Consider the following 5,298-nt stretch of genomic DNA (forward strand, 5'->3'; position numbering starts at 1 on the left):
GCGAAACAACCGATGGTCACCGGGTACCGCTGCTGGTAAATACCGGGCTGATGACGGATGTAGTACGCTCATTGACCCACGGGGCCGAAGGCATAGGTCTGTACCGCACCGAAGTGCCATTCATGATCAAAGATCGCTTTCCGTCGGAGCAAGAGCAACGTCAGTACTACCGAGAGCAATTGGAGGCGTTTGCGCCCAACCCGGTCACCATGCGCACCCTGGATATCGGCGGTGACAAATCTCTGGCCTACTTCCCCATTGAAGAAGAAAACCCGTTTTTGGGTTGGCGCGGTATTCGGGTTACGTTGGATCACCCTGAAATTTTTCTGGTACAAGTACGGGCCATGTTGAAAGCCAGCGAAGGTTTGAACAACCTGCAAATCATGCTGCCCATGATCAGCAATATCTCCGAAGTGGAAGAATCCCTGCACCTGGTATACCGGGTGTACCACGAGGTGAGGGAAGAAGGTTTTGATATCCACATGCCCAAGGTAGGCGTGATGATTGAGATACCCGCCGCGGTGTACCAGATTCGTGAGCTGGCGGATCGCGTGGATTTCCTTTCCGTTGGCTCAAACGATTTAACCCAGTATTTGCTGGCGGTAGATCGTAATAATCCCCGTGTTGCTCAGCTTTACCACTCATACCACCCAGCCGTGCTGCAGGCTTTGGTGCGTATTGCTCAAGACGCCCATGCCGTGGGTAAACCCTTGGGTATATGCGGTGAATTAGCCGGGGACCCGGGCGGCGCGCTATTGCTGATGGCTATGGGCTACGATTCTTTATCCATGAACGCAGCCAGCCTGCCAAAAGTTAAATCTGTTATTCGCAGTGTCAGTAAAGAGTGGGCCGTACAGCTTCTGAAAGATGTACTGCTGTTGGATTCGCCCCACGTGATCAAAAGCTGTGTGGACCTCGCGCTACGTAACGCAGGCTTTGGGCGTTACCTGCGGCCCAGCAAAACCACCACAACAGCACTTGTGGGAAAGGCTGCTTCCTGAGAATGTCATGTCAGGCAGGCTTGCAAATCTAGGGTGCGTACTCTAAACCGGGTTGTTACCTTGTTAGCCAGACAGTTCAGAGTGTTAGCTCTGGCTATTTATCCGGAAAAGGAAAGGCTATGACAACGCCAACCGATCTGAAACCTACTCCACGCATTGGGCTCGCGCTCGGTGGGGGCGGCCCTTTGGGTGGCATCTATGAGATTGGCGCACTTCGGGCGCTGGATGAAGCCCTGGATGGCCTGGATTTCAACAGTCTTGATGTGTATGTGGGCGTTAATACCGGCTCATTTGTGGCGGCCAATCTTGCCAACCAGATGACGACAGCACAACTGTGTCGGATTTTTGTTCGCAATGAAGCCGAGGTCCATCCTTTTCACCCAGATGTATTTTTTCGCCCAGCGTTGAAAGAAATGGGTAGTCGGCTGCTAGCCGTACCCGGGCTACTTTCTACCGCCGTTCGCCGCTTTGTGAGCAACCCTTACGATCAGAGCCTGCTGGAGGCTATGACCATATTGGCGCAGGCCGCGCCGGCGGGGCTTTTTGATAACGAAGGGCTGCATGAGTACCTGAAACGTGCATTTTCCATGCTTGGGCGCTCAAACGATTTCCGACAGTTGAAACGCAGCCTTTACATTGTGGCTGCAGACGTCGAAAGCACCGAAGCTGTGTGTTTTGGCGCGCCTGGCTTTGATCACGTGCCTATATCCAAGGCCATACAGGCAAGTACGGCATCGCCTGGTCTGTACGTGCCGGTTGATATCGACGGCCGCTATTATGTAGACGGAACACTGCGCAAAGGCCTGCACGCTTCGGTGGCATTTGAAGACGGCGCCGATCTGGTTTTTGCGGTAAACCCCCAGGTGCCAATTGATGCCAGCGCCGCCGTTAGGGCTGGCACCATGGCCCCGGGCGAGTTAACTCGCTCGGGTATGCCCAACCTGCTGTCACAGATGTTCCGCACAATGGTGTATTCACGCATGCAGTCGGGGGTCGCCCATTACGCGACAGATTACCCTGATAAGGACCTTCTCTTGTTTGAACCCACAAGAGACGACGCCATGCTGTTTTTCTCCAACGTATTCAGCTTCCAGTCGCGCAGAATGGTGTGTGAGCACGCTTATCAAATGACCCGCCGGGACCTGCTGAATCGGGCTGATGAGTTAGAGCCCAAACTGTTGAAGTACGGAATAAAGCTGCGCCGAGACCGCCTGGAGGATGAGCAGCGCACCATCAGCACCAGCCTGTATGGCGAAATGCTGCCACTGTATGTGGCCAAGAGCCGGCAGAAAAAAACAGGGAAGGGCAAGCTTGCCACGGGGCTGGGAAACGTCACCCAGCTGTTTTCAAAAGCAGAGTAAACAAAAGGCCAGGCGCATAGTCAACGCCTGGCCGTTGGGTTTTCATTACCTCTCTGAAGATCAGAGAATGTAGCGGCTCAGGTCTTCGTCTTCCGACAATTCGCCAAGCTTCTCATTCACGTAATCGGCCGTTACTTCAAACGCTTCCGTTACGTTATCTCCGGCATCAAACGTCAAGCTTTCCAGCAAGCGTTCCAGAACCGTATGCAGGCGCCGGGCACCGATGTTTTCGGTGGTGGAGTTCACCTTCCAGGAGATTTCAGCAATGCGGGTGATGGCTTCGTCGTTAAACGTTAGCTTAACGCCCTCGGTAGCCATCAGCGCCTCATATTGTTGAACTAACGAAGCGTCTGGCTCGGTCAGAATACGCTTGAAATCATCCGGTGTGAGCGCCTGTAGCTCTACACGGATGGGCAAACGGCCCTGAAGCTCGGGAATAAGATCCGATGGCTTCGACAGGTGGAACGCCCCGGAGGCAATAAACAGAATGTGATCCGTGCGCACCGAGCCGTATTTTGTGCTCACCGTGCTGCCTTCAATGAGCGGCAGAAGATCTCGCTGGACCCCTTCCCGGGATACGTCCGATGAGGTGTTTTCCGAACGCTTGGCTACCTTGTCAATTTCATCGAGAAACACAATGCCATTCTGTTCCACGGCAAGAATCGCCTTTTGCTTGATCGATTCCTCGTTGACCAACTTGGCCGCTTCCTCTTCCTTTGCCCGCTTGAGGGCATCAGAAACCTTCATCTTGCGGGGTTTGGATTTTTCCGAGGCCATGTTCGAGAACATGCTTTGCAGCTGGTTGGTCATTTCCTCCATGCCTGGCGGCGCCATGATCTCAACGCCGGCACCGGAATTGCTCAGATCAATCTCGATTTCCTTGTCGTCCAGCTCACCTTCACGCAGCTTTTTGCGAAACATCTGTCGTGTGGACGAATCCTCGGTCGGCTTCTGGCTGTCTTCGTTAAAGCTTCTGGCTGGCGGAATCAAGGCATCCAGAATGCGCTCTTCCGCGGCATCCATGGCGCTTTCTTCATGGCGCTTCATTTCCTGAACGCGCAGCATTTTGACGGCCATATCTGCAAGATCGCGAATAATGGATTCCACATCGCGGCCTACATAGCCCACCTCGGTGAACTTGGTGGCTTCTACCTTGAGAAAAGGCGCATCGGCCAGTTTGGCCAGGCGACGGGCAATTTCTGTTTTACCCACACCGGTGGGGCCGATCATCAGAATGTTCTTCGGCGTAATCTCATCACGAAGCGTGCTGTCCAGTTGCATGCGGCGCCAGCGGTTTCTTAACGCGATTGCTACTGCACGCTTGGCCTCTTGCTGGCCCACGATGTGTTTGTCGAGTTCGTGGACAATCTCTCGGGGAGTCATTGCAGACATGTGTGCTCCGGATCAATCGTTTTTGGAGGATGGCTCGTTGGCGCTTGCACCGATGGAAAGCGTTTCAAGGGTGCGGTTGTGGTTCGTGTAAATGCAGATGTCGGCCGCTATATCCAGGCCTTTTTCCACAATTTCATGGGCCGAAAGTTCTGTGTTCTCAAGCAGCGCCCGGGCAGATGACTGGGCGAACGGACCACCAGAGCCAATGGCAATCAAGCCCTCTTCGGGTTCGATTACGTCGCCATTACCGGTAATAATTAAAGACGCGGTTTCATCCGCCACCGCAAGAAGCGCTTCCAGCCGTCGCAAGGCTCTGTCCGTTCGCCAGTCTTTGGCAAGTTCAACGGCCGCCCTCGTAAGATTGCCTTCGTATTTTTCAAGCTGGGCTTCAAAGCGCTCAAATAGCGTAAAAGCATCAGCGGTGCCGCCGGCAAAGCCGGCAACCACTTTGCCATTGTAAAGGCGGCGAACCTTGCGGGCATTGCCCTTCATAACAGTATTGCCCAGAGAAACCTGGCCGTCGCCTCCCATGGCAACTTCGTCATCGCGTCTGACGGAAAGTATGGTAGTCATTAGGGCTCCAATTGCCTGATAAAAATCGGTATTGGCCATTTATGGAGGCAGGATAAAAGAATTCAAGTGCCTACGGAGAGGAGGCTGCCGGGTGGGGCTTTCCAAAACCGTGCGGAGCCATGGATGGCGGAGCCGAGCGTACAGGGATGTATTTACAGCGTGTTTTGGAAAGCCCCACCCGGCAGACTCCGGTTGTGCGCGGGGTAGCTATTCTTTCTTTGGAATTTTCCGGGCAAGCGGCTGAATGTTAATAGACACAAGCTTGTCCACGGCCGAGCTCATTTTGCTCCGTGAAGTAAACGGCCCTACATTTACGCGGTACCAAACAGTGCCACTATCGAGTTCGATGTGCTGTACAGAGGCCCGCAGGCCCTGGAAAGCAATCTGAGCCCTTTGGCGCTCCGCATCCTCTTTACTGCGAAAAGAACCAGACTGCACGATATAATCGTAGTTCTGCTTTGATGGGCCGGGGGTGTACTCATCTACCTTCGGCGGCACAACTTCCGATTCCGGTAGCATGTCGTAAAAACGAAAGCCGGGTTTTTTCTCTTGCTGCTTTGCTGTTTTTTCTGCCGGTTGTGGCGCCGATTTTTCGGCCGCCGGTTTTGGTTGTGGCCCGGCGCTGGGTGGTACAGAGTTCAGGTATACAATAAATCCGATAAACCCACCGACCGTGGCCAAAGATAAAATCCACTTCAAGGACAGGCCTCCACGCTGGGAACGAGCCGGTGCCGCAGGCTTGGTGCGTTTTTTAGGCGCACGTGTTGCCTTGGCGGGTTTTCTCTTGGAGGTAGCAGACGGCGAGGCCGACCGCTTTTTGCGGGCATAATCCTGGGCCATTGTTGCTATTTACATCTCTTCTGGTGCGCTAACGCTTAATAAATCAAGCCCGTTGTCGATTACCTGGCGTACAGCCAGGTAAAGGCTTACACGGGCATCACGTACGGCGGTGTCTTCAATCAGCACTTTGT

At 53.9% G+C, this 5,298-nt stretch carries 6 protein-coding genes; 2 read left to right on the forward strand and 4 right to left on the reverse strand.

All coding sequences use genetic code 11. From position 1 onward, the window contains the following. Both ACTHYN_RS16055 and ACTHYN_RS16060 read left to right on the forward strand, forming a co-directional pair. Positions 1-1,001: putative PEP-binding protein (locus ACTHYN_RS16055; protein ID WP_441813410.1), on the forward strand; the 1,001-nt coding region annotated here is incomplete at its 5' end. A gap of 119 nt (positions 1,002-1,120) precedes the next feature. Then, positions 1,121-2,362: a patatin-like phospholipase family protein gene (locus ACTHYN_RS16060; protein ID WP_441813411.1), complete on the forward strand. Its 1,242-nt coding sequence runs from the start codon at positions 1,121-1,123 to the stop codon at positions 2,360-2,362. Positions 2,363-2,422: 60 nt separating this feature from the next. On the opposite strand, the gene hslU is transcribed toward ACTHYN_RS16060, so the two are convergent. The 4 genes from hslU to ACTHYN_RS16080 all read right to left on the reverse strand — a co-directional run. Beyond that, positions 2,423-3,754: an ATP-dependent protease ATPase subunit HslU gene (gene hslU / locus ACTHYN_RS16065; protein ID WP_441813412.1), complete on the reverse strand. Its 1,332-nt coding sequence runs from the start codon at positions 3,752-3,754 to the stop codon at positions 2,423-2,425. Positions 3,755-3,766: 12 nt separating this feature from the next. Further along, positions 3,767-4,327 carry an ATP-dependent protease subunit HslV gene (gene hslV / locus ACTHYN_RS16070; RefSeq protein ID WP_441813413.1) on the reverse strand — a complete coding sequence of 187 codons (561 nt, stop codon included), beginning with the start codon at positions 4,325-4,327 and terminating at the stop codon, positions 3,767-3,769. A 207-nt stretch (positions 4,328-4,534) separates the two neighbouring features. Then, the gene (locus ACTHYN_RS16075) at positions 4,535-5,026 is read right to left on the reverse strand and encodes an SPOR domain-containing protein (protein ID WP_441813414.1); all 492 of its coding nucleotides are present in this window, start codon (positions 5,024-5,026) and stop codon (positions 4,535-4,537) included. A gap of 150 nt (positions 5,027-5,176) precedes the next feature. Then, a partial coding sequence (locus ACTHYN_RS16080) for a DALR anticodon-binding domain-containing protein (protein ID WP_441813415.1) occupies positions 5,177-5,298 on the reverse strand: 122 nt, incomplete at its 5' end.

This window comes from Marinobacter sp. (genome assembly GCF_052091845.1).
In the GTDB taxonomy this organism is placed as follows: domain Bacteria; phylum Pseudomonadota; class Gammaproteobacteria; order Pseudomonadales; family Oleiphilaceae; genus Marinobacter.

Excerpts from the sequence above, each read along its gene's own strand:
- ACTHYN_RS16060 (WP_441813411.1), top strand. The coding sequence starts at position 1,121 with ATGACAACGCCAACCGATCTGAAACCTACTCCACGCATTGGGCTCGCG.
- hslU (WP_441813412.1), bottom strand. The coding sequence starts at position 3,754 with ATGTCTGCAATGACTCCCCGAGAGATTGTCCACGAACTCGACAAACAC.
- hslV (WP_441813413.1), bottom strand. The coding sequence starts at position 4,327 with ATGACTACCATACTTTCCGTCAGACGCGATGACGAAGTTGCCATGGGA.